Source organism: Prauserella endophytica, assembly GCF_005146945.1.
GTDB lineage: Bacteria > Actinomycetota > Actinomycetes > Mycobacteriales > Pseudonocardiaceae > Prauserella_A > Prauserella_A endophytica.
On sequence record NZ_SWMS01000002.1, the window covers coordinates 429,029 to 455,980 of the forward strand.

Genomic DNA, 26,952 nt, shown 5'->3' on the forward strand with positions numbered 1-26,952 from the left:
CGCCACCCGCACCGTGATGATCATGTCCGGCGAGGGGCCGGGCGGTGGATCCAAGGAGGATGACGCGTGGCAACGGTAACCAACCGCCGATGGCTCGCCGGACTCGCGGGCGGCGTCGCGCTGGCCGCCACGGCGACGGTCACGCCCGCGGCGGCGGCACAGGACGAGCGCGCGGCGACCCAGGTGGCGCTCAACCAGTACCGGTCGACGGTCGGCGGCCCCGGAGCGGCGGTCCACGCCGGCAACGGCGACGAGACGTGGACGCTGACGTCCGGAACGGCGAAACTCTTCCAGAACCGGCCGATCACGCCGACGGACCACTTCCGCAACGGGAGCCAGACCAAGACGTTCACGGCCGCCGTGGTGCTGCAGCTCGTCGACGAGGGGCTGGTCGGGCTGGACACCCCGATCGAGCGGTACCTGCCGGGCGTCGTCAGCGGCAACTACGACGGCAACGTGATCACCGTGCGCCAGCTGCTGCAGCACACCAGTGGGCTGGCGCGGATCGGCGTCGGCGCGAAGGCGAACCCGGACGGCACCTACGAGCTCGCGGAGCTGGTCCGTGCCACGATGGACGAGCCTCCGCTGGGGGCCCCAGGTGAGGGGGTCGACTACTCCAACGCCGGCTACCACGTGCTCGGCATGCTGATCGAGGAGATCACCGGCCAGTACGTCGGCGACGCGGTCACCGAACGGATCATCGAGCCGCTCGGCCTGGAGGGCACCTCGTTCCCCGCTCCGGGGGAACGGGCACTTGCCGCGCCGTTCGTGTCGGGCTACCAGGGCGGCCGGATCCCGCCGTTCTTCCTGTGGGTGGACACGACCACCTCGTTCGAGCCGTCGGTCTACTCCGCGGCAGGCGCGATGCAGTCCACCCTGGAGGACTCGGTCACGTTCTTCCGTGCGCTGCTCAAGGGTGAGATCGTGTCGGACGCCGCGCTGGCGGAGATGCGCAGGACCGTTCCCCAGAACGGGGGCATCGGTGAGATGGGCCTCGGCCTCAACGAGGTGCCGTTGTCGTGCGGTGGCACGTTCTGGGCCAAGAACGGGGGTGTGGAATCGGGGCACACCTCGACGACGGCGGTCACCGATGACGGCCGCTTCGCGTCGGTCGTCACCAACACCTTCGCCCAGCCGGCGGCTGTGCAGTCCTTCGAGGTCCTCGACGCCGCTCTCTGCGACTGACCGCGCCGAAGGGCCGGCCTGTCCGGCCCTTCGGCTTTTCTTCGCCGGGTGTGTCGATCGGCGGGGGAGGTGTTCGACGCGTCGGTGAAAGACACCGAAACACGCGGAAAGGAACCTCCCATGGCCCTCGTGATCTCCGACATGTCGATCTCGCTCGACGGCTACGTCACCGGCCCCAACGACAGCCGCGAGAACCCGTTCGGCGACGGCGCCGACACGCTGCACGACTGGATCTTCGACGACCCCACCGAGGCCGACCGCGCCCTCATGCGGGAAGGTATGGACAGCACCGGTGCGGTGATCATGGGCCGCACGTCGTTCGACAAGTGCGTGGACATGTGGGGCGAGAACGGCCCGATGCGGGGCGTCCCGGTCTTCGTGGTCACTCATCACGAGCCGACCGAGCGGTATCCGTCGGCGTACACGTTCGTCACCGACGGCGTGGCCAAGGCGATCGAGCTGGCCAAGGAAGCAGCCGGGGACAAGGTCGTCGGCCTGCACGGCGCGACCGTGATGCAGCAGGCCCTTCCGCTCGGCCTGGTCGACGAGATCTTCGTCCACGTGGTCCCGCTGCTGCTCGGCGCAGGAACCCCGCTGTTCGGCTCCCTCGGTTCGGCGATCACGCTGGAACGCGCCGACGCCGTCGTCACCCCGCGCGCCACCCACCTGCGGTTCCGTGTGGTCAAGACCGAAGCCTGAGCGCGGCGATAGCACCCGTGCTGGCCGCGACGTACCCCGACCGCGCCGTCACCACCTTCGTGCGGAGGCTCCATGCGGGAGAACGACAACGGGAGCGCGAGCTCGCATCGGCGCGCGGTGAGCGGGTCGAATTGCCGCTGGAGCGCCTGCCTGCTGCGGGCCATCCAGGCGTTGGCGATCTCCCGGTACGCCGGGTCGCCGGCGGCGAGGACGTACAGCTCGTGGGTCAGCACGAGGCCGCGCTGGTCGGCGAAGACGTCGCGCGTGATGATCTCCACCACGGCCCGGCGAGCCGAGGTGAGGTCGTCGGCGGTGGCCAGGCGTTGTTCGCACCGGTCGCTCACGCCGAGGGCGAACCGCGTGAACGCCGCCGCCGACCTCCCGCACGGTTCCATGATCTGTCACTTCTCCGGCATGGATGAGCTTCTGCGCGAGCCGGTCGTGTCCTGGTTGATGCGCTTGGGTTTCCTGCTGTCTCCGCCGCTGGCCGGACTCGTCGCCGACGCCGCGGGCCTGCGCCTCGGCCTGCTCGTGGTGCCGGTCGCCGGGATCGCCGTCGTCTCGCTCGGGGGCGTGCTCCGTCCGGGAGGCCGGGGGTGACCAGGCCCTTCTGACGACGGACGAGCCGCCGACCGCAGGTGGGCGCGAGCGTCGTCGGCAGGTGAAAAACGTCCCCTCTCCCGTTGTAACGCTCACCCGCGCCGGGCGGACTTCTCCGTTATGCCCCGGCCCTGAACGGTTTCCAGCGCGAGCAGACAGGAGGTGGGCGACATGCGTGTCGGGCGGTTGCTCGTGGCGGCCATCGTCACCGCGCTCGTCCTGCCCGGAACCATTGCGGCGGCGGACGGCGACGTGCGGACGTTCGTCACCTTCGATCCGGCGGCCGGGGAGTTCCCGGAAGGTGTCGCATTCGGCAAGACCGGCGACCTGTACGTGAGTCTGCTTCCACGCAACGAGATCCGCAGGATCGAACCGGACGGTACGCAGTCCGTGGTGGCCCAGTTCCCCGCGGGCGGGGCCGGGCCCGCCGGGCTCGCGGTCCAGCCGCACGGCGCCGTCCACGCCGCCCACCCGGCCGTGAACCTGCAGACGGCACAGACCGACCCCTCGGTCCGCGGCGTCTACCGGGTCACCGAGGACGGCACCGTCACACGGATTCCGGGGACCGGGGCCATGATCTTCCCCAACGACCTGAGGTTCGACAGGCGCGGCAACCTCTACGCGACCGACTCCGTCGGCGGTTCGGTGTGGCGGATCCCGAAGCACGGGCGGGCGCAGCTGTGGGCGGACCACCCGTTGCTCGACGGCACGGGCGCCGGCGGGTTCGGCTTTCCCATCGGAGCCAACGGCATCGCCGTCGTCGGGAGCCAGGTGATCGTCGCCAACACCGAGCAGGGCCTGCTGGTGCGGATTCCGGTGCGGCCGGACGGCAGCGCGGGCACTCCGCAGGTCCTCGCCCGGTCGCCGCAGCTGGTCGGCGCCGACGGCATCGCGCTCGACGTCCACGGCGCGATCTACGTCGTCACCGCGCAGAACCTCGTCCTGCGGGTGGGCGCCGACGGCGCGATCGAGACCCTCGCGACGGCCGCCGACGGGCTGAACCAGCCGAGCACGGCGGCGTTCGGAACGGCGCGCGGCGACCAGCGGACGCTCTACATCGCCAACTTCTCGCTGTTCTCGCCGACCCCGACCCCGGGTGTGCTGACCCTCGACGTCGGCGTACCGGGACGCCCGCTCCCGTAGGGTCACGTCACGATCAGGTGGCTCCGGTGGTGCCGTGGGGTCCCGGCCTCGTCGAGCAGGCTCAATGCGAAGTCGGCGTAGGAGATTCGGGCCTCGGGCTCGCCGTGGGCGCGTACCTCGTACCTGCCCGTGGGCTCGCCCTCGTGGCCGAAGTCGCCCGCCGGGGTGACGTAGACCCAGTCCAGCGCGTCGCCCTCGTCGCGGACGACCGCGAAACCGGCTTCGTGGGCCAGGCAGAAGGCTCGGAACTCGGCGGGGAAGCCGGGCGCGTCCACCACGCGGGTCCCGTCGGCGCCGGGCAGCAGCACGGACAGTCCGATCGCGACGAGTCTGTCCACTCCGGCCCGGGGCAGCCCCTTGACGAGCGCCCGTGCGGCGCCGGGGAAGAATGCGTCCGGATCGGTGCCCTCGCCGTACACGGCGGCCGCGTGGATCGCGGCGTCGTATCCGGCCGCGAGAGCGGCCACGGTCGCCACGTCGGTGACGTCACCGGCCGCGATCCGCACGCCCTCGGCCGCCAGGCCGCCGTGCCGCACGGGGTCGCGCACCACCGCGGTGACGTCGTGTCCACGTCGGCGTGCCTCGGCCACGGCCGACCTGCCCGCGCGGCCACCCGCGCCGAAAACGACGATCTTGCTCATCCCCGGAATACCTCCCGTCGAGTCGGTGCTCTGGAAGGTATCCAGCGGGGCGGTTACCACCTGGATACCGAGACAGGCAGGAGAGCACCGATGAGCGACCGGCGGCCGCTTCCCCGCGACATGTTCGATGAGGTCTGCCCGTCCGGGCTGGTGCCGTTCCGCTTCGGTGACAACAAGTGGTCGGCTCTGGTGCTGCGGTGCCTGGAGGACGGCCCGCGCCGGTTCTCCGAGCTGCGCGTGCCGCTGCACCGCGTCACCCCGAAGGTGCTGACCCAGTCGCTGCGCGGCCTGGAGCGCCGCGGGCTCATCTCGCGCACGGTGCGGTCCGGCCCGGCGCCGCACGTCGAGTACGCGCTGACGCCCTTGGGGCGCGGCATGCTGGAGCCGCTGGCGACCGCATGCGCGTGGGCCGCGGAGAACTGGGACCAGATCCTCGATGCGCGGGAGCGGCACCCGTAGGCTGGCGCCGTGCCGGAGTCCTCACCGTCCGATCAGCTGCGTTTCGTCGGCGTGTCACTGGACTGCGCCGATTCCGATGAGCTGGCCGCGTTCTACGTCGGTCTGCTCGGCGGCCGGTTGCTGTGGAGCGAGGAGCGCAGCGCGGCCGTGCAGGTGCCGGGACTGCTGCTGGTGCTCCAACGGGTGCCGGACTACCAGCCGCCGGTCTGGCCGGGGACCTCGATCGTGCATCTGGATCTGAGCGCGGGGGAGAAGCTCGCCGAGCCCGAGCAACGGGCTCTCTCGCTTGGCGCGACGAGGGCCGAACCTCAGCCCGATCCGCGCTGGCGGGTGTTGCTGGATCCGGCCGGGCACCCGTTCTGCATCACCACCCTCGCGCCACCCCCGGAGCTGCTGGAGTCCGCGTACGGACGATGACGGCCGGTCAACCGCCGCGGACGTTCACCGATTGGCACGTGGCGCGTCGCCCGCGGAGGAGCGCGTCGTTCACCCGGCGTCGGGCCCGGATTTCGATCATGACCGTGCCTCCCCGCGAGCACGCGAGTGTCTGCGTGCCGCTGCCGCCTACGGCGTCGGGCCGGCGACGCGCACCGCGCTGGGGCGCCTCGAGCTCCACTGGCAGGACTCGCAGCGTCGTGCAGCCGTGATGGGCCTGCGTGACTTCGACATCCAGGTGCACACCGCCGAGGGCCGGCGCACGGTGAGGGAAGCCGGGGGCAACCAGGCCGGGCCGGATCACCGCCACGTTCGAACCCGTCCAGGACGGCCGGGTCCCGGTCGTCGCGTGCGACTCCAACGGCCACAGGTACTTCCGGATCGTCGAGCTCGAGGTGTAGGCCTCCTGGCCGCGGACCTCACGCGCTCGCCACGCTCCGGTTGGCCCGTTCGTCGGCGCTCGCCAGCCAGAAGAACACGAACGGCAGCACGACCTCGATGCCGGTCAGCACCACCTGGAACCACTGTGGCGGGCCATGGATCGCCAGCGAGAGCAGCCTGCCCGCACCGCCGAGCAGGAAGATCCCGGACAGCCACCGCACCCCGGTCGCGGAGATCGGTGACCGCCGTGCCGCCCACACCCAGAGCAGGCCGTAGCCCAGGAACAGCGCGCCGTAGAACCGTTCGCGGCTGTCGACGGTCGCCCCTGCCGAGCCCTCGCCCGGCACCGAGTCGATGCCCAGCGCGAAGTGGAACACGCCGATGGCCGCGCAGACGATCCCCATGAGCAGCGCGAGCGATCTCAGCAGCCTCGCCATGTCGAGCACCCCCTTGCGCACTAGTAGACACGCGTCTACTAGTGCATTCGAAGCTACTGCCGCTGGTAGACACGTGTCAAGTAGCGTGGTGAGATGACCACTCGCAGCAGGCTCCTCCCCGCCGAACGCCGCAGGCGGCTCCTCGACGTGGGCGCCCGGCTGTTCGCGGCCAGGCCGTACGCGGACGTGCTGATGGAGCACGTCGCCGAGGAGGCAGGCGTCTCAAGAGCCCTGCTGTACCGGTACTTCCCGAACAAGCGGGACCTGTTCGCCGCCGTGTACCAGCGCGCCGCGGACCGGCTCCTGGCACAGACGAGGCTCGAGCCAGGGTTGCCGTTGTCGGCGCAGCTGGCGGCCGGCCTCGACGCGCACTTCGACTACTTCGTCGCGAACCGCAACACCGTGCTCGCGGCCAACCGCGTGCTCGCGGGGGACCCCGTGATCCAGGCCGTCATCGAGGGCGAGCTCGACGTGCTGCGCGGCAGGCTGCTCGACGTGACCGCGTTCGAGGACCGGGACCGGGAGCTGGTCTCCTCGGCGCTGATGAGCTGGCTGGTGTTCGTGCGCGCGCTGTGCGTCGAGTGGCTGACCACCGAGGCGTTCTCGCGCGCGCAGCTGCGCGACATGTGCGTCGGTGCCTTGCTCGGCGCGCTCGGCGCCGTCGTCGATGTCGACCGGCTCGAGCGCCCTGGCTAGGACGGGCTCACGGGGTGGGCGGGCCGGTCGAGGCGCGAACGACCACCTCGACGGGCTCGGCGACGACCTCGGTGATGTCGTCCTGCGGGTGCGTGGTGGCGAGCAGTTCGAGCGACCGCCTGCCGAGACCCTCCAGTGGCATCCGCACGGTGGTGAGCGCGGGGACGAGGTGGCCGGCGAGCGACATGTCGTGCATGGCGATGACGGACATGTCGCCGGGCACCGAGAGTCCCGCTTCGTGCAGGGTGCGGAGCGCGCCGACGGCGGAGGCGACGTTCGCGACGAACACCGCAGTGGGGCGGGGCCGGACCGCGAGGAGTTCCCGCATCGCCGCCGCCCCGCCCTCCGGGGTGTAGTCGGCGTGCGCCGTGTAGCGGGTGCCGGTGCGCAGCCCGGCGGCCGCCATCGCCGCGGTGTAACCGGCTCGCCTGCGGCGGGCGGTGTCCGCGGTCTCCGGCCCCGCCAGGTGCGCGATCCGGCGGTGACCGAGCGCCGCGAGGTGCTCCACGGCCAGTCCGCTGCCGCGCTCGTCGTCCAGCACCACATATCGCCGCGAGCCCTCGATACGGCGGTTGACCAGCAGCCAGGGCACCGACGCCGAACGCAGCCGCTCCAGCTCGTGCCCGGATTCCTCGCCCGCGAACAGCAACCCGTCGACGCGGCTCTGGCCGAGCAGGTCGAGATAGTGCTGGAGCCCCAGCCGGACGCCGCCGGAGCTCGCGGTCATGAGCCCGTAGCCCAGCTGGTTCGCGGCCTGCTCCGCCCCCTTGATGATCTCGGCGTACACCGGGTTGGCGAAGTCCGGGATGAAGAGCCCGAACATGTAGGCCCGCGCGGTGCGCAGGCTGCGAGCTGCCGCGTTGGGCCGGTAGCCCAGCCGCTCGATGGTGTCCAGCACGCGCTGCCGGGTCTCCTGCCGCACACTCAGCCTCGGGTCGTCGTTGATGACCCTGGACACCACCGAGCGGTCGACGCCCGCGACCGTCGCCACGTCCGCGAGCGTGACCTTGCCGCTGTGTGCCTGCTTGGGCCTGCCCGGCATCACGTCCTCGCCTTCGCGCTGTGACTACGACCTGGCCCGGAGTCTAGCCGTCACGTCGGGCCCGGCCGGGTCATGCGGTGTGCCGGAGGCTGCACCATTTCCAGCACGGCGCCGTCGGGGTCCTCGAAGTAGCAGGTGAAACCGCCCTCGTTGACACCGGCGGTGATCGCGTTGGGCGGTGAGTAGAACTTCACCCCCGCCGCGGAAAGCTCGGCGTACCGTTCGTGGATGTCGTCGACGGTCAGCGCGAGATGCGCGGCGCCCGGGTCGCGGATTTCGATGCCGAGTCGCCTGCCCACCGGGTTCAGGTACTGGACGAGTTCGAGGTCGTGGCTCGAGAGGTTCCGCGGCTGGCCCGGCACCGCGAGCTGCGCCACGCGCAGGTGCGCGTCGGGATAGCCGACCAGCGCGCTGGTGTAGGCGTTGCGTTGTTCCTGCGTGTGCACCAGCTCGAAACCCAGCCGGTCGCGGTAGAACGCCACCGAAACGTCCAGATCGGACACTGTGAAGCTGAAGTGCCAGACACCGTGCAGCATGTCGCTCCTCAATCCATTTCCAGTCCGCCACAGACGTTGACCGCCTGTGCGGTGATGTACGACGCGGCAGGGGAGAGCAGGAACGCCACCGTCTCGGCGACCTCCACCGCGGAAACGGTGCGGCCCAGCGGGATCCGGGCCACCATCCGGGCGTAGGACTCCTCGGGGGTGATGCCCTCGAGAACGGCGCGCTCCCGGTGGATCGCCTGCGTCATCTCGGTGTCGACCACACCCGGGCAGACGGCGTTCACCCTGACCTGGTCGGCGGCCAGTGCTTGCGCCGCCGAGCGCACGAGGCTGATTACTCCCGCCTTGCTGGCCGCGTAGTCGGCCGAGGTCGGCCGGGCGCCCCGGCCCGCCACGGAGGAGATCGCGGTCAGCGCCCCGCCGCCGTGTGCGCGCGCTCGCCGGGCCGCTTCCTGGAGGAGAAGGAAGACGCCCTTGAGGTTCACGGCCATCGTGGTGTCCCAGCAGTTCTCGGACAGCTCGAGGAACGGGCCGTTGCGCATGATCCCGGCCGCCGCGACCGCGAGTGTCACCGGGCCCAGCTCCTGTTCCGCGGCGGCCACGACGTCCCGGACCGCGGTGCCGGACGTGATGTCCGCGGGGAAGGTCGCCGCGCGGCCGCCGCGCGCGGTGATCAGCTCGGTCGTTTGCCTCGCGCCGTCGGCGGCGATGTCGGTCACCGCCACGTGCGCGCCCTCGTCGGCCAGTAGCAGCGCGCAGGCTCTGCCGATGCCGCCCGCCGCGCCGCTGACGATGGCGGTCCTGCCTTCGAAACGTCCCACTTCGTTCCTCCTTCAGGGCTTTCCGGCGCGCCACTGGGCGAGTGCCGCGTCGACGGTCAGCTGCGGGTCCCCGACGTACCGCTCGGGGGACACCGGCTCGAAATCATCCGGCAGCACGTCGCGCAGGGCGTCGGCCAGGGACTCGCCGCTGGCCCGGCAGCGGCCCACCGCCTCGTAGACGGCGTCGTGCGCGCGCTCGCGGCCGAGCCGCGGCGCCAGCAGCATCATGTACGCCTCGGCCAGGACGAGCCCGCCGTCCGCGTCGAGGTTGGCGCGCATGGTTTCGGGAAAGACCTGCAAACCCTCCACAATGGAGGAAGAGGTGCGCAGCGCGGCGGCGCACAGGCTCACGAGCTGGGGGAGCACCTGCCATTCCGCCTGCCACTCTCCCGCCGCGCGTTCGTGCCCGGCCTCCATGGCACGGAACAGCGAGGAGGCGAGTGCTCCCGCCGTGGCCGAGAGGCCGATGACCGCCTCGGACTCGATGGGGTTGGCCTTCTGCGGCATCGTCGACGAGGCGCCGCGGTGATGCCCGGACGCCTCGCTCAGCTCGGCGATCTCCGTACGGGAGAGGTCGACCACCTCGCGGGCCAGCCGGGCGCAGGTGGCTGTGAACAGCGAGCAGGCCAGCCCGAACTCGGCGAGCCCGTCCCTGGCGACGTGCCACGGGACGTCGGTGGTGCGCAGGCCGAGCAGCTCGGCCACGCGCGCCCGCAGTGCGGGGGCGGTCGCGCCGTAGGCGGCGGAGGTGCCGCCCGCACCGAACAGGGAGACGACACCGAGCCGCTCCCGTGCCGTTGCCAGCCGGTCGCGGTGGCGGGCCAGCTCGGCGAGGTAGGTGGCGAGCTTGGCGCCGAACGTGGTGGGCACGGCCTGCAGCGCGTGAGTGCGGCCGGCGATCACCGTCGACACGTGCTCGCGGGCCAGCTCGGCCAGTGCGTCGCCGAGCCGGGTGAGCAGCTCGTCCAGCCGGTCCGCGGCGTCCGTCAGCTGCAGGGCAAGGCCGGAGTCCATGATGTCCTGTGTCGTCGCTCCGTAGTGGACCCGCCCGCGGCGCTCCTCCGGAAGCGCGGCGTCGATCTGCCGGATCAGCGACAGGATCGGGTAACCGACGGTGCGGGTTTCCTTCCACAGTCGCGAACGGTCGATGTTCGCCGGCGTCGAGGCGGCAGCGATGGCGTTGGCATCGGCCGGATCGAGCTGGCCGAGCTCGCCTTGCGCGGTGGCCAGAGCGGCTTCGACCCGCAGCCACGAGCTGATCATGGCGTCCTCCGACAGGATCGCCGCCATTTTCTCGTCGCCGTACAACCCGAGCAGCATCTCGAAGCGGTGCGGGCCCATCGTCCTCCCTTGTCTTAGTCAATCGTTTGTCTTACCGTACTGTCGCAGTCGCACTAAGGCAATGATCGAGAGATCAATCGTTTGACTTCTACAGGACGGAGGTGGCGATGACACGGGAAGGGCCCGAGGCCGATCTGCTCGCGATGTGGCGGATCCGTGCCTTCGAGGAGAAGCTGCGGGAACTGCACAAAGCCGGTGACCTGCTCGGCTCTGTGCACCTGTGCATCGGGCAGGAGGCCGGGCCCGTCGGCGCGTGCGCCGCGCTGACCGAGCAGGACGCACTGTTCGCGACCTATCGTGGCCACGGCTGGGCCATCGCGCGGGGGGTCCCGCTGCGGCCGCTGTTCGCCGAGCTGCTCGGCAGGGCGACCGGGGTCAACGGCGGGCGTGGCGGCTCGGCCTACTTCAGCGCGGCCGACCATGGCTTCCACGGTGAGAACTCCATCGTCGGCGGTGGCGTCTCGCACGCGGTCGGCGCCGCGCTGGCCGGCAGGCACGACGGCAGCGGCCGGATCGCCATGACGGTGTTCGGTGACGGCGCGATGAACCAGGGCGCGGTGGCGGAGGCGATGAACTTCGCGGCCGCGTTCGACCTGCCCGTGCTGTTCCTGTGCGAGAACAATCGGTACTCCGAGCTGACGCCCATCCGGGACATGGTGCGCAACGAGGCGCTCACCGACAGGGCGACCGCGCTGGGCATCGCCGCCACTCGCATCGACGGAAACGACCCGGCCCTCGTGCGCTCCACCGTCGCCCGGTACGCCGACGCGGCGCGGGACGGCCGGGGCCCCGCGTTCGTCGAGCTGATCACGCAGCGACTTGTCGGCCACTACATCGGCGACGTGCAGCAGTACCGCACCCGCGCTGAGCTGGAGGAGGACGGTCGCGCCGAGCCCATCGCGCGGGCCACGGCCGCGCTCGCGGAGTCCGGAGTGGACACGGAGGCGATCGAGCGCGCCGCCCGTGACGAGGTCGACGCGGCAGCGGCGACCGCGCTGGCCGATCCGCCTGCCGACCCAGCGACCGCCAAGGAGCACCTGTATGCCTGAGCTGAACTACGCCGGCGCGGTCAACGCGGCGCTGCGCCGGTGCCTGGAGGAACTGCCTGAAACGCTGCTCTACGGCGAGGACGTCGCCAAGCCGGGCGGCGTGCACGGGGTGACGCGCAGGCTCTGGAAGGACTTCGGCGACCGGGTGTTCGACACGCCGATCAGCGAGTCGGCGATTCTCGGCACCGCCGTTGGAGCCGCGATGATGGGCAGGCGGCCGATCGTCGAGATCATGTGGGCCGACTTCTTCCTCGTCGCGCTCGATCAGCTGGTCAACCAGGCGGCGAACATCCGTTACGTCTCGCAGGGGCGACTGGCGGCGCCATTGACTGTGCGGACCCAGCAGGGCAACTCGCCCGCCGCCTGTGCCCAGCACTCGCAGAACCTGGAAGCGCTGTTCACGCACGTGCCCGGCCTGCGCGTGGTCGTGCCGTCCACGCCGCAGAACGCCTACGACTCCATGGTCTCGGCGGTGTACTGCGACGACCCGGTGGTGGTGTTCGACAACCGCACGCTCTATCTGGGCGAGAAGCAGCAGGTGGCCACCGGCGGCGCGCCCGCGCCGATCGGCGGCAGCACCATGCGCCGTACCGGCGCGGCGGCCACGGTCGTCACCTGGGGAGCCATGACGCACCGCGTGCTCGCCGCCGCCGACCGGCTCGCCGAAGAGGGCACCGAGGTCACGGTGCTGGAGACGCCGTGGCTCAACCCGTTCGACCACGAGGCGGTGCACCGGTCCGTCGCCGCCACCGGCGGGCGCCTCGCAGTGGTACACGAGGCCAACGTCACCGGCGGGTTCGGCGGCGAGGTCGTGGTGCGTGCGCTGGAGGCCGGTGTGCTGTCCGGCAGGCCGCTGCGCCTCGGCGCGGCGGACACCCGCATTCCGGCGGCGACCGCACTGGCCGGTGCGCTGATCCCGGACACCGAGCAGATCCTGACCGAGCTGCGGAAGTTCACCCGCGCCTGAGGACCGACGGAGAGTCAACGATGACCAAGATCCGCTACCGGGTGTTCGCGATGAACTTCCTGGCCTGCCTGATCAACTATGGGGACCGGGTGGCGCTGTCGGTGGCCGCGCCCTTCATCCTCGCGGAGTTCGACTTCTCGCCCGCTGTCTGGGGCGTGATCCTGAGCGCGTTCTTCTGGACGTACTCGCCCTTCGCGCTCGTGGGCGGGCTGATGGTGGACCGGATCGGGGTCCGGCGCGCGTACACGGTGTGCATGCTTTTCTGGTCGCTGACCATCCCGCTGACGGCGAGCGCCTGGAACGCGGTGTCATTCATCATCGCGAGGCTGTTGTTCGGCGCGGGGGAGGGGCCGCAGGCGCCGATCAGCACCAAGCTGACGGCCAACTGGTTCCCCCGCAGGCAGACCTCGACGATGCTCAACCTCGCGCAGGCGGGTACGACGATCGGCCCGATCATCGCGACCCCGCTGATCATCTGGGCCTGCACGTCGATCGGCTGGCGTCCCACGTTCGTCCTGCTCGCCTCTTTCGGCGTGGTCTGGTGCGCGGTGTGGTGGTTCGTGGCGAGGGACCGGCCCGCCGACCACCCGAAGGTCGACGACGCGGAGCGCGCGTTCATCACGGCTGACCACGAGTCCGCGGCCGAGCGGTCGGCCGCGCGGCAGACCGCGGGGTTCTGGGAGCTGCTGCGGGACCGGCGCATCGTCGCGCTCGCGATCGCGTTCTTCGCCTACTCCTGGGTGCTGTTCATGTTCATGACCTGGTACCCCCAGTACCTGGTCGACGCGCGCGGCGTGGACAAGGGCGATCTCGGTGGTATCGGGACGATCCCGTGGGTCGCGGCGACGGCGGGGCTCGTCGTCGGTGGGCTGGTGGCCGACCGGCTGATCCGGCGCACCGGCAGCTTCGTCACGCCGCGCAAGTGGATGATCGTGGGCTGTCTGGTGGCGGTAGCGGTCTGCTTCGGTCCCTCGCCGCTGGTGAGCTCGCCGACGCTGGGCATGGTCCTGGTGTGCGTGGCGACGTTCTTCCTGCTCGCCAGCTACCAGTACCAGGCGCTCGTCGTGGCATTGGTTCCGTCCCGCTACACCGGGCGGCTCGCCGGTGTGATCCAGATGTGCTCGACGCTGGCCGGGATACTCGCGCCGATCGTGACCGGTGCGGTGGTGCAGGCCACTGGCAGCTACACGTCGGCGTTCGTCTTCGCCGGCGTGCTGACGCTCGGCGGCGCACTGGCGGTGCTCATCCTGGTGCGGGAGCGTGGGCGGACCCCGGCCGAGGTGCCGGTGTGAGCGGAGCGGGGAGCCGGGCCGGTCCGGCTCCCCGCGCGCCGCTACAGCAGCTCGGCGGAGACGATGGCGGGCAGCTGGCGGAGGCTCTCCAGCAGCTGCTCGACGTCGGTGGTCATGATCGTGCAGACGACGCTGCTCTCGGCGACGCCGTCGTGGATGTCGACGGTCAGGTCGTGCACCTGGTGTCCGCCCTGGTGCAGGGCCGAGGACAGGGTGAGCAGCCCTTCGACACCCCCGGTGAAGTAGGTGGCGATCCGGCGGCGCATGGGGAACGCCGCGCGGGCAGAGGGCATGCGATGTGTGGCTGGGCCGATGGCGAGAGACATGGAGGATCTCCAGTTCGAGGACTGACAGGATCCGGGCCAGGCCCCGAGAAGAATGCCGCTCGTCCGCGGTCGGCAGCGCTGCGCGCCGGCGACCTGGGTTCAGCCGGCGCGCCTCACTACTACGTCTCGCTTCGACGTCAGAGGCAGCTGCATGCCAGGCACGGTAGCAGACGTCGCCCGCGATCTCGACCCGCGTAGCGCGGACAGGAGTCCCGCGCCTCCGGGAGCAAGCGGAGGCCGAGTCGCACCAGGCACTGAGCGACCGTGGGTTCCGGAACAACAGGGACGAGGTCTGCGCCCGTGTCGAGCGCCGCAACGCCCGGTTCCTGGAGCGCCTGGTCGTGCGGGGCCGAGCCCGGCCCGTGGTCCCTCGGTGCTGATCTCGGTCCCGGTGACCGGACTGGTCGCCCGGTTCGCCGAGCCGGACGGGCTCCCGGCGCCGGGGACGAGGTCGCCGACATTCACCTGCGCCTGGCGGGGATGACCGAGGAAAGAGCGCGCGCCTCAGCGCAGGTGGCCGCTCTCGTGCAGGTGGTCGAAGATCAGCCGGTTCACCGGCGACACGCGGTCGCGGTCGGCGTAGGTCAGCCAGCGCAGCTCGTCGATCTCGCCGGCGGGTGCGGGTGTGCCCCGGTAGTCGGCGGTGTAGCAGGTCATGCGCACCACGGTTCCGCCGGTGCGGCCGTGTGCCCGTGCCTCGAAGGTGCCGACGTGCACGGCGGTGCCGGGCTCGATGTCGACGGTGAGCTCCTCGCCGATCTCCCTGGCGAGGGTCTCGAGATCGGTCTCGCCGGGCTCGCGTTTGCCGCCGGGGAGGTAGTACACGTCCTTGCCGCGCGACCGCGCACCGAGGAGCCTGCCGTCCTCGATCCGGAGCCAGGCGATCTTGTCGATCGTCGTCATGGTCCCTTCCTACCGCGCTCCAGCGCCTCGCCGATGCGGCGCACCCCCTCGGGGAACGCGCCCGGGTTCGGGCCCGCGTAGTTGAGCCGCAGGTACGGCCCCGTGGGCTCGGCGGGGAACCACTCGGTGCCCGCGGCGACGATCACCCCCGCGGCTTCACAGTCCCGCACCAGCCGGGCCAGGTCGGTGGCGTCCGGCAACCGTACCCAGAGGTTCAGCCCGCCCTGGGGGATCGTGTCGAGGTGCGCGGCGGGGACGTGTTCGGCCAGAGCGCAGGTGAGCAGGTCGCGGCGGGCGGCGAGCTGGTGCCGGAGCCCGCGCAGGTGCGTGCGCCAGGCCGGCTGGGTCATCACGTCGAGCGCGGCGGCCTGCAGGAGGCCGCTCACGTACATGGCCTCGGCCTGGACGTCGCCGAGGATGCGCTCGCGCGCGGGCCCTCGCGCGATGATCCCGGCGACGCGCACGGCCGACGACACGCTCTTCGTCAGCGACCGCAGGTACACGACGTGCCCGCCGTCGTCGCGCGCGGCGAGCGGCACGGGGTCGGCGGTGATCCCGAAGTCGTGCGCCCAGTCGTCCTCGATCAGGAAGGCCCCGTGCCTGCGCACAGTGTCGAGCACCTGGTCGGCCACGTCGGGCGACCAGCGCGCGCCGGTGGGGTTGGCGAAGTTCGGCTGTGCGTAGCAGGCGCGGGCGCCGGTGCGCTGGAAGGCGCGGGCCAGCTCGTCCGGGTCCGGCCCGTCGCCGCCGCTGGGCACCGGCACGAGCTGAACGCCCGCCTGCCTGGCGGCGAGGATCGCGCCCCAGTAGGTCGGTGACTCCATCAGCAATGGCCTGCCCGCCCCGGCCAGCGCGCGGAACGCGGTGCTGAGCCCGCTCTGACTACCCGGTATGACGATCGCGTCGCTCGGCGCGGGCGGCGTGATCCCGGCCGGGCAGGCGGCGCCGAGTTCGGCCGCGAACCACGCCTGCAGTTCCGGGAGCCCCGCCGCGGGTGGTCTGCCGACGGCCGCGGCACCGCGGGCGGCGCGGGTGAAGGCGGTCCGCACGAGCCGTTCGGGTAGCAGTTCGCGGTCGGGGAAACCCGAGTGCAACGCGATCACGTCGTTCGGCACGGTGCGCAGCGGGGTGGACAGCGCGGGGGAGCGGTTCGCCGGAGACCCCAGCGCGGCGGTCTGCCAGCTGTAGTCGTGCGGACGGGCGACCCGCACCGCACGGACGAAAGTGCCGACACCGGGACGGCTTTCGATCATGCCCCGCGCGGCTAGCACCCGCAGGGCCTTCTGCACCGTGACGGGGCCCGCGCCGTAGCGTGCCGCGAGCGCGCGGGTGGACGGCAGCTTCGCACCGGGCGCGGCCGTGGCGATCCAGTCACGGAGTCCCGCGACGATCCGGGCACTGCTATCGTCGGACATGTCAGCCAATAGTAGCGCTACTCGCTCCGGTGCTTCGGCGCTATCGCAGCACCCGGCCGGCCTCTGGTGGGGGCTGCTCGGGGTCGCGGCGTTCTCGTGCACCGTCCCGTTCACGCGCTTCGCCGTCGAGGACGGCGGGCTGTCGCCGCTGTTCATCGGCTCCGGCCGGGCGGTGGTCGCCGCGCTGCTCGCGGCCGCCGCACTGGCGCTCACCGGGCAGCGGCCGCCCCGCGGCACGCAGTGGGTCCGCGTCGCTGTGGTCGCCGGGGGAGTGGTGGTGGGCTTCCCGGTGCTCACGTCCTTCGCGCTGACGGCCGCGCCCGCGAGCCACGGCGCCGTCGTGATCGCGCTGCTGCCCGCGGCGACCGCCGTGCTCGCCGTGCTCCGGGGACACGAGCGGCCACCGAGATCCTTCTGGGTCATGGCGGCCGTGGGCGCACTCGCCGCCGTCGCGTTCGCCGCGACGCAGGGCGGTGGACTCGGCGGGCTGCACTGGTGCGACCTGTTGCTCTTCGGAGCAGTCGTCGCTGCCGCGATCGGCTACGCCGAGGGCGGGCTGCTCGCGCGCGAGCTCGGAGCCTGGCAGACCGTGTCGTGGGCGCTCGTGCTCGCCGCGCCAATGATGATCGTCCTCACCGGACTCTCGGTCGTCAAGGACCCGCCGAGCGCCACCCCGGCCGAGTGGGCGGCGTTCGCCTACCTGGCCGTGGTGAGCATGTTCCTCGGCTTCTTCGCCTGGTACCGGGGGCTCGCGATCGGCCCGATGACGCGGGTCAGTCAGGTGCAGCTCGTCCAGCCCGTGCTGAGCATCTGTTTGGCCGCGCTGCTGCTGCGCGAGCAGCTCACCTGGCCAACGGTGCTGGGCGGCATCGCCGTGATCGCCTGCGCCGGAACCGCCGTGCGCGCGCGGCTCGGACCGAGCGCGTCGTCCACTGTGGCCGGTGAGGTCACCAGATCTCGCCGGCCCACTCCGGGCGGTCGATGAACGGGTTGCGGTTGTGCTGGAACCGTTCGTGGATCAGGTTGTTGCGGTTGCGTTCGAAGGCGTCCGGCGGGTCGGCGGCGTGCCACTCCAGCAGCACCGAGAGCCTTCCCAGGTAGGGGGCCGAGCCGTTGCCCACCTGGTCGTTCGGCTCGAGGTCGGCGAAACCGTCGGTGCCCTCGTACCGCACCGCCATGTAGAGGATCATCCGTGCGACGTCGCCCTTGACCTCGTCGCGCGGTTCGAAGGAGTCGCCGTCGGTGTAGTTGCCGGGCGCGCCGTCGACCTCGCTGCCGCCGTTGTCGAAGTCCTTGCTGTCGCGGGTGCTGTTGACCTGCACGTCGGTCGGCCGCAGGTGGTGCAGATCGGTGCCGGGGCCGGGCGCGGTACCGAAGTCGCCGTGGGACTTGGCCCAGACGTGCTCCCGGTTCCAGTCGCCGACGTCGCCACCGTTGCTGTTCTTGGCACGGGATTCGCCGCTGTAGAGCAGAATCACGTTGTTCGCGTTGGCCGGATCCTCGTCGGTGGCCTGCAATCCCTCCCACACCTGGTCGTAGGACAGTTGCTCGCTTTCGCTGATGATCTCGTGCAGCCTGGCCTTGAGGGCGTCGCCGGTCAGTCCTTCGGTGCCGGAGTAGTAGTCGTCCTGTGCGGTGGCCGAAGGCGCCAGCACGGTCCCGGTGACCGCGAGCGCGGACAGCGTGCCCGCCAGCGTGCGTACGATTCGAGTGCGCATCTGTTCTCCCCGTGATCGTTTTCGCCCGATCACGCTCGCACGCCGAAGTGCCGGCTCAGTACCGACGAACGTCGTTGACCCCGTGAACTTCCGGTGACGAGCACGCCGACGCAGCCTGTCGAACGGCCTCGGCGAGACCCACGGCGTCGTGGGTCAGGCCGGTGATCGTCACGCTCCTTCGCCCGCCGACGGGGGAGCGCAGGGCGACGCGGTAGTGGACGTCGAGACCCAGTGCTCGCTGGAAAGCGGTGTCCCTGCCGTTGTCCTTGACTCCGGCGATGTCGCTCCAGCTCACCGCCCAGGACGTTCCGGCGTAGGCGTGGCCGAGACCGCCTTGGTACAGCGTGAAGACCTCGTCGGTGCGGGTGGCGGCCAGCCGGGCCTGCCACAGGCCGGCGAACAGCGCGCCCAACCCGAATCCGGTGACGAAAGCGGGGAAGACCATGGCGGATGCCGGTTCGTTGCCGGCGATGAGCAGCATCATCAGCATGCCGAGGCATCCGGCGACAGCGCCGAGGGGCGTGGCCAGGATGGCGATCCTCCGCCTGCGCCGGTTGTCGGTCGGGTACCGTCCGAGCACCGCGCGCAGCTCGCTTTCCGTTGCCATGGTTCACCCTTCCCGAGTCGGTGAAGGCGAAGGTATGGCAGTGCGTCGCGCGGCGGTGCGTGCTGACCGGAGGCTGCCACGACGGTTACCCGGCGCTGTGCTCCGGAGACACGACGACGCCGTCCCCGATATCGCCCGGCACCCAGCGCAGCAGGTCCCCCGGTTGGCAGTCGAGTGCTTCGCAGAGCGCGGCGAGCGTCGTGAAGCGGACCGCCTTGGCGCGGCCGTTCTTGAGGACCGCCAGGTTGGCGGGGGTGATGCCGACGCGGTCGGCCAGCTCGCCCACGGACATCTTGCGCTTGGCCAGCATCACGTCGATGTCGACGGCGATCGGCATCAGATCACCTCCCCGAGCTCGGCCCGCAACTGCGTGGCCTCGGCGTCGCGGGCGACGGCCTGGGCGAGCAGCATCCGCAACACGAGGACGGTGAGCGCGACCCCGAGTATCGCGACGACCGCGCCGCACAGCAGGAGCACGATGCCGGGGGCGACGGCCTCTCCGGGAGCCAGCACGACCGCGAGCGCGAACACCAGCAGCGCGCCGGCGACGATCGCGCCGATGACGATGTGCACATAGCGGAACGAGGCGTGGGAGAACACGGTGCCACGGCGCACCATTGTCACCAGCCGCCAGACGCAGACCAGGACCACCTGGATGGTCACGATGCCGAGAACCACGATCACGAGGATCGGGGTGCGCAGGTAGGCGTAGTCGGGGTCGAGCGACTCGAGGTCCCTGGCCAGCAGCGTGACCATCACCGTTTGGACGAACACCGAACCGGCGAGCAGCACCGCGAGCACGGCGCGCAGGGCGAGCACCGTCAGCTTTCCCATCGTCTCTCCTTCGATCGACCCGCGATAGGAATCTATCGAAAGTCGATAGTAGGGGAGACGTGTGGCCGCAGGCCACGTCGCTACGGAGTTGTGACCTGACGGGATCTGGTCAACGACCGGTCGCGGCCTCCACGTGCCGAAGCAGCCCCCGCGCGTCGCGGGTCAGGCCGGTGACCGTGATCTTCCGGTTGCCCGCGCAGTGGATCGTGTAGCCGAGGTCGCCGCCCGCCCACCGGGCGAGCGCGGTGTCCTTGCCCCGGCGGACGTCCACACGTTCCACCTCCGCCCACGTGACGCTCACGGGGCGGCCCGCGCGCGTACAGCGAAGGCCGTTGTCGTACAGCTCGAAGACCTCGCCGCGCCGGTTCAGGAACCAGATCCCGAACGCGGCGCCCAGGATCAGCAGGCCGAAGCCGAGCCCGAGCACGGCGCTCGGCAGCAGCAACGGGTCGCCCGCCGTGCCAGCCAGCCGGCCGGCGCCGTCGTCGACCGCCAGCCAGAACGCCACCCCGGCCGCGGACACCGCGGCGCCGGCTAGCAGCAGGACCACCGCGAGCCGGCCACGCCGTGCGTTCTCGGTGCGATACGTTCCCAGCACCGTGCCCAGGTCGGTTTCCGTTGCCATGCCGGCCGCCTCCTCGTCGTGGCTTCGACTCCGCACCGGCCGACGGTGGCACGAGCGCGGGTCCGGAAGGCACTTCGTGGCCACTAGCGGCCATCGCGCGCGTTGAATAGTTGGTCCCGCTCGAACGCGCCTCAACAGGGGAAACGCGACGTACCGTGCACGAATGCAGTTCGGTGTCCTCGGGCCGCTCGATGTCGTGGGTGACGGGCATCGGGTTCAGCTGGGCGGGCCCAAGCAACGAGAACTGCTGGCGATGCTGCTGCTGCACGCGAACCGGGTGGTGCCCGCGGGCCGGCTCGTCGAAGCGCTCTGGGGCACGGAAGCGCCGGCGCGCGCCGACGTGACCCTGCGCAGCCACGTGCTGCACCTGCGCCAGCGGCTCGCCGCGTCCGGCGGCACCGACGTGCTGCTCACCCGTCGGCCCGGCTACGAGCTGCGGGCCGATCCCGCCGACGTGGACGCCCACCGGTTCGAGCTGCTCGCCCGGCGCGGACAGCACGCCCTCGACGACGGTGACCCCGAGCGGGCCGCCGACCTGCTTCGCGAGGCCCTCGCGCTGTGGCGGGGACCCGTGCTCGACGATCTCGGCCAGCCCGCGTTCGCCCAGGCCGCGACCGCCCGGCTCGAGGAGCTCCGCCTGGTCGCGATCGAGAACCGGATCGCGGCGGACCTGGCCCTGCACCGGCACCACGAGGTGATCGCGGAGCTCGAGCGCCTCGTGGCCGCTCACCCGTTCCGGGAAGGCTTCGTCGGCCAGCTGATGCTCGCGCTGTACCGCTCGGGCAGACAGGTCGACGCCCTGGACACCCACGCGTCGGCGCGCAAGCGGCTCAGCACCGAACTCGGTTTGGACCCCGGCCCCGCGCTGGCGGAGCTGGAGACTGCGATCCTGCGGCACGACCCGGCGCTGTCCCTTCCCGCACGGAGGCCACCCGGCCACGACCGCGAGGTGCTGCCGCCCGCCGACGCGTTGTTCGCGGTGGTCCGCCGGGTGCCGATCGTCGGCCGTCCCGCCGAGCTGCACCGCCTCCGCGCGCACTGGGCCGAGGTGCGGAAGGGCGCCCGGCGGGTCGTGTTCGTCTCGGGCGAGGCCGGGGTGGGCAAGACCCGGCTCGTCGCCGAGTTCGCGCACGGACTCGGCGACGACGCCGCGTTACTCGTCGGCCGTTGCGATCCGGCATCGCCGGTGCCGTACGGTCCGGTCGCGGGCGCGCTGCGCGCGAGCGCCGCGGTCGGTCGCGTCGTCGCCGGTGCGCCGGACGGGTTCCGCGACCGGCTCTCGCCGCTGCTGGACGGCTCGGCCGGTCCGCGCGAAGCACCGGCCGACGACGCCGCGGACGAGCGGCTCGCGTTGTTCGACACCGTGGTGTGGCTGCTGGATCGCCTCGCGGCCGAGCTGCCGGTTGTGCTCACCGTGGAGGAGGGCGAGCACATCGACCGCGCCAGCTCCCTGCTCATCCGGCACCTCGTCGGCCACCTCCCGAGGCGGATGCTGGTCGTCGTCTGTTTCCGCGACCCGCCGGGCGGCAGGCATCCGCCGTTGCTCGAACTGCTCGGCGATCTGGAGGGCTTCGCCGACCGGCTCGCGCTGCACCCGCTCACCGAGGACGACTTTGGCCCGCTCGTCACCGGGCTGACCGGGGCAGGAGCGCCGCGGGACTTCGTCAGAGCGTTGTGGCGCCACACCGGCGGGAACCCGTTCTACGCGACCGAGGTGGTCCGCGACCTTTCGGCCCGCGCAGCGCTGACGGCCGACGGCCACTGGGCGGTGCCCGCCGGCGTGCGGGACGTGCTGCGGCACCGGATGCACGCGCTGCCGGAACCCGTGCGGCAGGTGGTCCGCGTCGCCGCGGTGCTCGGCCGCGAGGTGGAGTTCGACGTGCTCGCCCGGCTGGTGGACGTCGACGAGGACTCGCTCATCGACGCGCTCGACCTCCTGGTCGGTGCGGGGCTGCTGGTCGAGGCGGGCAGCTCCTGGAAGGCGAGCTACGCGTTCCCGCACGACCTCATGCGCGACGCCGTCCACGCCGACCTGGCCGTGCCGCGGCGGCAGCGGATCCACGTGCGGGCCGCGAGGGCGCTGCTGGCCCGCCGACCCGGCCGCGCGCAGGACGTCATCGCCGCCGCCGCGCACCTGCGGCGAGCGGGGGCGGCGGCCGAACCGGTGGAGGCCGCCGACGTGGCGCTGCGGGCTTCCGACGAGGCGGCCCGGCTCTACGCCTGGGACGAAGCGGTCGGCCACGCCGAGACGGCCGTCGCGATCCTCGGCGACGGGGGCGCGCCCGCGGACCGGCTCGCTGACGCCAGGGTGCGGGCGGCGATGCTGCGGCTGAAGTCCAGCATCGGTTACCCGCTCGCGGTGCGGCACCTCGAAGCCGCGCTCGAGTCGTACCGCGCGGCCGGCGACGACGCCGCGGTCGCGTCCGTCCACAGCAGACTCGGCGCGGCGCTGTGCGCCCACCACTCCGTGCTCGACATCCCCAGGGCCATCGAGCATTTCGCCGCCGCGGAGGCGGCGCACGGGGAGGGCAGGGCGGCGTTCCACCTGCAGCGCGGCCTCGCCCTCGCGGCCATGTACGGACTGCGGACCGAGCTGCTCGGCACGTCCTCGCGCCGGGCTGGCGAGCTCGCGGCCCGCCTGGGTGGTCGCGAACTTACCGTGCCCGCGTGGTGGGGACAGGCGTGGTTCCGGCTCAACCGCGGGGAACTGTCGGCGGCCGCGGCGACGCTGTCCGGGATGTGGACGACGGCCCGCGACTGCGGTGACGCCTACCTCGGGTGGATGACCGTGAACGCGGCGGCCCTGCACGCGACCGAGTACCTGCTCGATCCGGTGGCGGGACGCGACTGGTGCCGGCGGGGCCTCGCGCAGTCCCGGCTCGACACCTTCGCGCACCCGCACCAGTCCGTGCTCGACCAGCTGACGCTGGCACTCGCCCGCGCGGGGGAACTGGCCGCTGCCCGTGACACGGCGAGCAGGCTCTCCGCCGACGCCGTCAGCCTGCGGCTGCTGCTGATCCTCGACGGTGAGTGGGAACACGCCGAGGCCGCGCTGGCCAAGGCGCTCGCCGCCGACGAGGCCGCCGGTGACCTGAACGACGCCGCCGTGCACGCGCGCTGGCTGGCCGGCGCCCGGTTGCTGCTCGGCGCCGAGGCCGGGGCGGTGGCCGCCCTGGAACGGGCACTCGCACTGGGTGTCGAGGGGCCACAGGTGCCCACCGAGCTCAGCGCTCGGGCCGAGCTGGCCCGCATTCACGTGGTGAGCGACATCGAGAACGCCGAGCGGCACCTCGCCCGCTGCGATGAGATCCTCGGCGGGGGCGAGGACTGGCGTGGCCTCGCGGGCGTCGTCGAGCTGGCGAGGGGAGCCGTCGCCGGCGCACGTGGACAGTCGCGGGAATCGGACGCCGCCTACGAGCGCGCGGTGCGGATCTTCGCGACTCACCGCCTCCCGTGGCATCGCGCGGCCGCCCTGCACGCGTGGGCCTGCCTGCTACTGGCCAGCGGACGTCCCGCCGAGGCCGAGGGCAGGCACCGCGAGACTTCGGCGCTGTACGACGAGCTCGGCGCCGTGCCGCGCTGGCGCAGACCGCCGGCCCCGCCATGACCGGCAGGCAAGGCGTGGCCTTCCACGCTCGTTCCACGTCGCTTCCACCGTGCCGCTGGACCGTGGGTTCGACAACCACGGACACCACGGAAAGCGAGACCATCATGAACGAGCGCGGGACCACGACCCGCTCGGCGCGCGCGGCGATCGCCGCGGCGAGCGCGACGTTGTTCGCGTGCCTGCTGGCGGCCCAGTCGGGGCTGCTGGCGCTGACGCCCGTACTGGCCAGTGTCGCGGCCGACTTCGACGTCTCTCCCGCGACCGCGGGACAGCTGCGCGCCGTCTCCGGCCTTGCGGCGGTCGTCGCCGCGGCCGGTCTCGTCGTCGCGGCGCGCCACCGCGACCTGCGGCGGCTGCTCACCACCGGCCTCTCGGCGATCACCGTCGGTGCGGTCGCCAGCGCGGGAGCACCGTCCTTCTGGGTGCTGGCGGGCGCCCAGGCGGTGCTGGGCGGCGGGATCGCCCTGGTGCTGGCGGCAGGCCTGGCCGCGGCCGCGAGCTGGGTGCCGCCCGAGCGGCGCGCCACGGCCCTGTCGTGGGCACTCGTCGGGCAGCCTTCCGCCTGGATCGTCGGAATGCCGGTGGTGGGCGCACTGGGTACGCACAGCTGGCGGCTCGTCTGGGTCCTGCCCTTCGCGGCGAGCGTCGTCGCGCTCGTAGCCGTGGCACTGCGCCGGCGAAGTGCGCCCGAACCCGGGCACCTTTCCGCACGCACGCTGCTGCGGCGTCCCGGAACGGCCCGCTGGGCGGTCGGCGAGTTCCTGGCCTACGCGGGCTGGGCAGGTGTGCTCGTCTACTCCGGCAGCCTCCTCACCGAGGCGCACGGCGCGTCGGTATCGGCCGCCGGCACGGCTCTCGGGATCGGCGCCGTGGGGTTCGTGCTCGGGATCTTCACGGGCCGCCGCTGGGTGACCGGTTCGGCACGACGGCTCCTGCTCGTCACCGGGCCCGTGCTGGCGGTGGCGACGTTGCTGCTGGGCGCCTTCCGCCCGTCCTTCCTCTTCTCGGTGGGGCTGTTCGCGCTGATCGCGTTCTTCGCGGGGGCCCGCATGATCGCGGGCAGCGCGCTCGGCCTCGACCTCGACGGGGTCGGCCCGCTGCAGGCGATGAGCCTGCGCGCCGCGGCCATGCAGTCCGGCTACCTGGGCGGCTCCGTGCTCGGCGGGATCGGGCTCAGCGTGGCCGGCTGGCCGGGCCTTGGCGCCGTACTCGCCACCTCGTTGCTGCTCACCGTGCCCGCCGCCGTGGTCACGTTCCCGGCCGCTCGCGGCAGGTGCGCTCCGGCCTTCGCGGAGGGGAGCGCGCGATGAACGACCGTTACGACGCGATCGTGGTGGGTGCGCGGGTCGCCGGGTCGACGCTCGCGACGCTGCTCGCCAGGGCCGGCTGGCGGGTGCTGCTGCTCGACCGTGACCGGTTCCCGAGCGACACCGTTTCGACGCACATGATGTTCCCCGACACGCTCCACCGGTTCGACGAACTCGGCCTCCTGGCCCGGCTCCGGGCCGCACACGACGTTCCGCTGGTCCGCTTCGGCTGGCGCGTGCTCGGTCATCAGGTCGCGGGCGACTTCACCCCCGTCGGCGGCCACGACCGGGGCGCGTCCGTGCGCCGGATCGTCCTCGACGCCGCGCTGACCGGGCTGGCCGAGGACGCCGGGGCCGAACTGCGGACCGGGCACGCCGTCACCGGACTGCTGGGCGCCGATCCCGTCGAGGGCGTCGTCCTCGACTCGGGGGAGCGGATCCGGTCGCGCTGGGTCTTCGGCGCCGACGGGCGTGTGTCGACCGTCGCGAGGCGGCTGGGGCTGCCCGCATCGCGCGAGCGGCGCGGCGAGATGGCCTTCCTGCTGGCCTACTGGCGAGGCCTGCCCGCCTCCGAATGGTGCCACCTCGACATCCACGAGCGGGCGGCGCTGATGTCGGTGCCGTGCGAGGACGGCATCCACCTGCTGTCCCTGGCCGGTCCTCCCGGCCTGACCCGCGGCACGGCCGAGCGGCGGGAGAGCGCCTACCGGGACGGGCTGCGGCAGTTCCCCGCCGTGCTCAACCCGCGTCTGCTGGACCGGGCCCGGCGCGTGTCACCGCTCGTGGTGGTGCCCGAGACGATGATGCGCGGACACTACCGGCAGGCTGCCGGCCCCGGGTGGGCGCTGCTCGGCGACGCCGGTCACTTCAAGCACCCGACCACCGCGCAGGGCATCGGCGACGCGGTGCAGCAGGCGTTCCACATCGCCGGACAGCTGACCGGCGGAGGTGACCTCGCCGGGTACGAGCGGTGGCGCGACGAGCGCGCGGGGGAGCACTACGACTTCTCCTTCGACCTCGCCCGCTTCGGCTCGCCACGGGCCGCGGCGCACTACTCGGGCCTCGCCGCCGATCCCGCGGCCGGCCGGGACTTCCTGGACACGTTCACCAAGCGGCGGCGCCCGTCCGAGGTCTACACGCCCGAGCGGCTCGCCCGCTGGAAGGCCGCCTGGGCCTACGAGGACGGCCAACACCGCGTGCGCACACTCGTCGAGAGCGCCGAACCACGGGTGCTCGCGAAGCAGGTCCCGGCCTGTCCTGAGTGGACGGTGCGCGACCTGCTGGCCCACCTGACGGGTGTGGTGGAGGACAGCGAGCGGGGCGCGTACTTCCCCGCCGCCGCCGACGCGTGGCAGGACCCCGCGATCGCGGAGGAGCGGGAACGCTGGACCGAGAGCCACGTCCAGCGGCGAGCCGGTCAGGACGTCGCCTCTCTGCTCGGTGACTTCGACGAGGCGACCCGCCGGTTCCTCACCGGTCTGCGACGGGGGAGCGGGCCCGTCGCCAGTGGACCCGCGTGGTTGCTCACCGCGCCGGTCGCCGACCTCGCGGTGCACCTCGACGACCTGTGCGAGGCGCTCGGCGAGCCCGTGGACGAGGGCGCGGCGGTGTCGAGGCTCGGCTTCGCCGTGTACCGCGGCTGGCTGCGCGCCCGGATCACGCGCCTCGGACTGCCGGCGTTGCGGCTCTCCGACGGCGTCGAGCACTGGGTGCTCGGCGACGGCGAACCGGCCGCGGGCGTGACCGCGCCGCGGCACGAGTTGTTCCGTGCGATCAGCGGCAGACGCTCCGCCGCGCGGATCAGGGGCCTCGGGTGGACCGGAGACCCCGAGCCGTACCTGCCGGTCCTCGCGCCCTACCCGATGCCAGTCGACGAACGTCCGGCCACACCGGTGGCCGGCTTGATGAAGGGATAACCG

At 72.1% G+C, this 26,952-nt stretch carries 28 protein-coding genes; 14 read left to right on the top strand and 14 right to left on the bottom strand.

Annotated features, from left to right (window positions below; translation table 11 throughout):
• Window positions 1-66 precede the first annotated feature (66 nt).
• The 4 genes from FCN18_RS05900 (at window position 67) to FCN18_RS05915 (ending at window position 3,627) form a co-directional block, all read left to right on the top strand.
• Window positions 67-1,185, top strand: coding sequence for a serine hydrolase domain-containing protein (locus tag FCN18_RS05900; RefSeq protein WP_112269972.1), 1,119 nt, complete (start codon window positions 67-69; stop codon window positions 1,183-1,185).
• 120 nt (window positions 1,186-1,305) lie between these two features.
• Window positions 1,306-1,884, top strand: a complete 579-nt coding sequence (locus FCN18_RS05905) for a dihydrofolate reductase family protein (RefSeq protein WP_112269974.1) — start codon at window positions 1,306-1,308, stop codon at window positions 1,882-1,884.
• A gap of 72 nt (window positions 1,885-1,956) precedes the next feature.
• Window positions 1,957-2,484 (top strand): hypothetical protein, encoded by a 528-nt coding sequence (locus tag FCN18_RS40675; RefSeq protein WP_323808345.1) that lies wholly within the window; start codon window positions 1,957-1,959, stop codon window positions 2,482-2,484.
• A 171-nt stretch (window positions 2,485-2,655) separates the two neighbouring features.
• Entirely contained in the window at window positions 2,656-3,627 is a 972-nt protein-coding gene (locus tag FCN18_RS05915; protein ID WP_137093704.1) for an SMP-30/gluconolactonase/LRE family protein, read from the top strand.
• A gap of 2 nt (window positions 3,628-3,629) precedes the next feature.
• Here FCN18_RS05915 and FCN18_RS05920 read toward each other — a convergent pair whose 3' ends face one another.
• The gene (locus tag FCN18_RS05920; protein WP_137093706.1) at window positions 3,630-4,268 is read right to left on the bottom strand and encodes an NAD(P)-dependent oxidoreductase; all 639 of its coding nucleotides are present in this window, start codon (window positions 4,266-4,268) and stop codon (window positions 3,630-3,632) included.
• Window positions 4,269-4,358: 90 nt separating this feature from the next.
• Here FCN18_RS05920 and FCN18_RS05925 point away from each other — a divergent pair, with 90 nt between their 5' ends.
• Together FCN18_RS05925 and FCN18_RS05930 are read left to right on the top strand one after the other, a co-directional pair.
• On the top strand, window positions 4,359-4,727 hold the full coding sequence (locus FCN18_RS05925; protein WP_112269981.1) for a winged helix-turn-helix transcriptional regulator: 369 nt from the start codon (window positions 4,359-4,361) through the stop codon (window positions 4,725-4,727).
• Window positions 4,728-4,736: 9 nt separating this feature from the next.
• Complete coding sequence (locus FCN18_RS05930) at window positions 4,737-5,144, top strand: VOC family protein (protein ID WP_228713679.1); 408 nt, start codon at window positions 4,737-4,739, stop codon at window positions 5,142-5,144.
• Between the two features lie 437 nt (window positions 5,145-5,581).
• Here the strand turns inward: FCN18_RS05930 and FCN18_RS05935 are convergent, their stop codons facing one another.
• Window positions 5,582-5,980, bottom strand: coding sequence for a DUF4345 domain-containing protein (locus tag FCN18_RS05935; RefSeq protein ID WP_137093708.1), 399 nt, complete (start codon window positions 5,978-5,980; stop codon window positions 5,582-5,584).
• A gap of 93 nt (window positions 5,981-6,073) precedes the next feature.
• Here FCN18_RS05935 and FCN18_RS05940 point away from each other — a divergent pair, with 93 nt between their 5' ends.
• A complete protein-coding gene (locus tag FCN18_RS05940; RefSeq protein ID WP_137093710.1) occupies window positions 6,074-6,676 on the top strand; it encodes a TetR/AcrR family transcriptional regulator in 603 nt (200 codons plus the stop codon).
• Between the two features lie 7 nt (window positions 6,677-6,683).
• On the opposite strand, the gene FCN18_RS05945 is transcribed toward FCN18_RS05940, so the two are convergent.
• Genes FCN18_RS05945 through FCN18_RS05960 form a run of 4 tightly spaced genes read right to left on the bottom strand, consistent with a single transcriptional unit; the run spans window position 6,684 to window position 10,383 of the window.
• Complete coding sequence (locus FCN18_RS05945; RefSeq protein WP_112269990.1) at window positions 6,684-7,718, bottom strand: LacI family DNA-binding transcriptional regulator; 1,035 nt, start codon at window positions 7,716-7,718, stop codon at window positions 6,684-6,686.
• A 50-nt stretch (window positions 7,719-7,768) separates the two neighbouring features.
• The gene (locus tag FCN18_RS05950) at window positions 7,769-8,254 is read right to left on the bottom strand and encodes a VOC family protein (protein ID WP_113644246.1); all 486 of its coding nucleotides are present in this window, start codon (window positions 8,252-8,254) and stop codon (window positions 7,769-7,771) included.
• 8 nt (window positions 8,255-8,262) lie between these two features.
• On the bottom strand, window positions 8,263-9,042 hold the full coding sequence (locus FCN18_RS05955) for an SDR family NAD(P)-dependent oxidoreductase (RefSeq protein ID WP_112269994.1): 780 nt from the start codon (window positions 9,040-9,042) through the stop codon (window positions 8,263-8,265).
• Window positions 9,043-9,054: 12 nt separating this feature from the next.
• On the bottom strand, window positions 9,055-10,383 hold the full coding sequence (locus tag FCN18_RS05960) for a class-II fumarase/aspartase family protein (protein WP_199543284.1): 1,329 nt from the start codon (window positions 10,381-10,383) through the stop codon (window positions 9,055-9,057).
• Window positions 10,384-10,490: 107 nt separating this feature from the next.
• Between FCN18_RS05960 and FCN18_RS05965 the strand changes: the two genes are divergently transcribed.
• The 3 genes from FCN18_RS05965 to FCN18_RS05975 are packed head-to-tail and all read left to right on the top strand — an operon-like array spanning window position 10,491 to window position 13,691.
• Window positions 10,491-11,432: a thiamine pyrophosphate-dependent dehydrogenase E1 component subunit alpha gene (locus FCN18_RS05965; RefSeq protein WP_112269996.1), complete on the top strand. Its 942-nt coding sequence runs from the start codon at window positions 10,491-10,493 to the stop codon at window positions 11,430-11,432.
• Complete coding sequence (locus FCN18_RS05970) at window positions 11,425-12,399, top strand: alpha-ketoacid dehydrogenase subunit beta (RefSeq protein ID WP_113644245.1); 975 nt, start codon at window positions 11,425-11,427, stop codon at window positions 12,397-12,399. Before FCN18_RS05965 ends, FCN18_RS05970 begins: the two co-directional genes overlap by 8 nt.
• A 20-nt stretch (window positions 12,400-12,419) precedes the next feature.
• Window positions 12,420-13,691 carry an MFS transporter gene (locus FCN18_RS05975; protein WP_112270000.1) on the top strand — a complete coding sequence of 424 codons (1,272 nt, stop codon included), beginning with the start codon at window positions 12,420-12,422 and terminating at the stop codon, window positions 13,689-13,691.
• Window positions 13,692-13,732: 41 nt separating this feature from the next.
• Here FCN18_RS05975 and FCN18_RS05980 read toward each other — a convergent pair whose 3' ends face one another.
• The 3 genes from FCN18_RS05980 to FCN18_RS05990 form a co-directional block, all read right to left on the bottom strand.
• On the bottom strand, window positions 13,733-14,017 hold the full coding sequence (locus tag FCN18_RS05980; protein ID WP_137093712.1) for a hypothetical protein: 285 nt from the start codon (window positions 14,015-14,017) through the stop codon (window positions 13,733-13,735).
• A gap of 504 nt (window positions 14,018-14,521) precedes the next feature.
• The gene (locus FCN18_RS05985; protein ID WP_137093714.1) at window positions 14,522-14,920 is read right to left on the bottom strand and encodes an NUDIX hydrolase; all 399 of its coding nucleotides are present in this window, start codon (window positions 14,918-14,920) and stop codon (window positions 14,522-14,524) included.
• A complete protein-coding gene (locus FCN18_RS05990) occupies window positions 14,917-16,335 on the bottom strand; it encodes an aminotransferase-like domain-containing protein (RefSeq protein ID WP_137093716.1) in 1,419 nt (472 codons plus the stop codon). Before FCN18_RS05990 ends, FCN18_RS05985 begins: the two co-directional genes overlap by 4 nt.
• On the opposite strand from FCN18_RS05990, the gene FCN18_RS05995 reads away from it, so the two are divergent.
• Window positions 16,334-17,320: a DMT family transporter gene (locus tag FCN18_RS05995; RefSeq protein ID WP_137093718.1), complete on the top strand. Its 987-nt coding sequence runs from the start codon at window positions 16,334-16,336 to the stop codon at window positions 17,318-17,320. The two genes, FCN18_RS05990 and FCN18_RS05995, sit on opposite strands and share 2 nt — an antisense overlap.
• On the opposite strand, the gene FCN18_RS06000 is transcribed toward FCN18_RS05995, so the two are convergent.
• The 5 genes from FCN18_RS06000 to FCN18_RS06020 all read right to left on the bottom strand — a co-directional run bounded on the left by FCN18_RS06000 (window position 17,283) and on the right by FCN18_RS06020 (window position 20,119).
• A complete protein-coding gene (locus FCN18_RS06000; RefSeq protein ID WP_137093720.1) occupies window positions 17,283-18,053 on the bottom strand; it encodes an endonuclease I family protein in 771 nt (256 codons plus the stop codon). The genes FCN18_RS05995 and FCN18_RS06000 overlap by 38 nt on opposite strands.
• Before the next feature lie 55 nt (window positions 18,054-18,108).
• Window positions 18,109-18,660, bottom strand: a complete 552-nt coding sequence (locus tag FCN18_RS06005) for a hypothetical protein (RefSeq protein WP_137093723.1) — start codon at window positions 18,658-18,660, stop codon at window positions 18,109-18,111.
• An 85-nt stretch (window positions 18,661-18,745) separates the two neighbouring features.
• Window positions 18,746-18,997, bottom strand: coding sequence for a helix-turn-helix domain-containing protein (locus FCN18_RS06010; RefSeq protein ID WP_112270013.1), 252 nt, complete (start codon window positions 18,995-18,997; stop codon window positions 18,746-18,748).
• The gene (locus FCN18_RS06015) at window positions 18,997-19,494 is read right to left on the bottom strand and encodes a DUF2975 domain-containing protein (protein WP_112270015.1); all 498 of its coding nucleotides are present in this window, start codon (window positions 19,492-19,494) and stop codon (window positions 18,997-18,999) included. The genes FCN18_RS06010 and FCN18_RS06015 overlap by 1 nt, the downstream gene beginning before the upstream one ends.
• 109 nt (window positions 19,495-19,603) lie before the next feature.
• Window positions 19,604-20,119: a hypothetical protein gene (locus tag FCN18_RS06020; RefSeq protein ID WP_137093725.1), complete on the bottom strand. Its 516-nt coding sequence runs from the start codon at window positions 20,117-20,119 to the stop codon at window positions 19,604-19,606.
• A gap of 163 nt (window positions 20,120-20,282) precedes the next feature.
• On the opposite strand from FCN18_RS06020, the gene FCN18_RS06025 reads away from it, so the two are divergent.
• The 3 genes from FCN18_RS06025 (at window position 20,283) to FCN18_RS06035 (ending at window position 26,949) form a co-directional block, all read left to right on the top strand.
• Entirely contained in the window at window positions 20,283-23,726 is a 3,444-nt protein-coding gene (locus tag FCN18_RS06025; protein WP_137093727.1) for a BTAD domain-containing putative transcriptional regulator, read from the top strand.
• A 104-nt stretch (window positions 23,727-23,830) separates the two neighbouring features.
• Window positions 23,831-25,036 (top strand): MFS transporter, encoded by a 1,206-nt coding sequence (locus FCN18_RS06030; RefSeq protein WP_158303064.1) that lies wholly within the window; start codon window positions 23,831-23,833, stop codon window positions 25,034-25,036.
• Window positions 25,033-26,949: an FAD-dependent monooxygenase gene (locus FCN18_RS06035; RefSeq protein ID WP_137093729.1), complete on the top strand. Its 1,917-nt coding sequence runs from the start codon at window positions 25,033-25,035 to the stop codon at window positions 26,947-26,949. The genes FCN18_RS06030 and FCN18_RS06035 overlap by 4 nt, the downstream gene beginning before the upstream one ends.
• The last annotated feature ends 3 nt before the right edge of the window (window positions 26,950-26,952 follow it).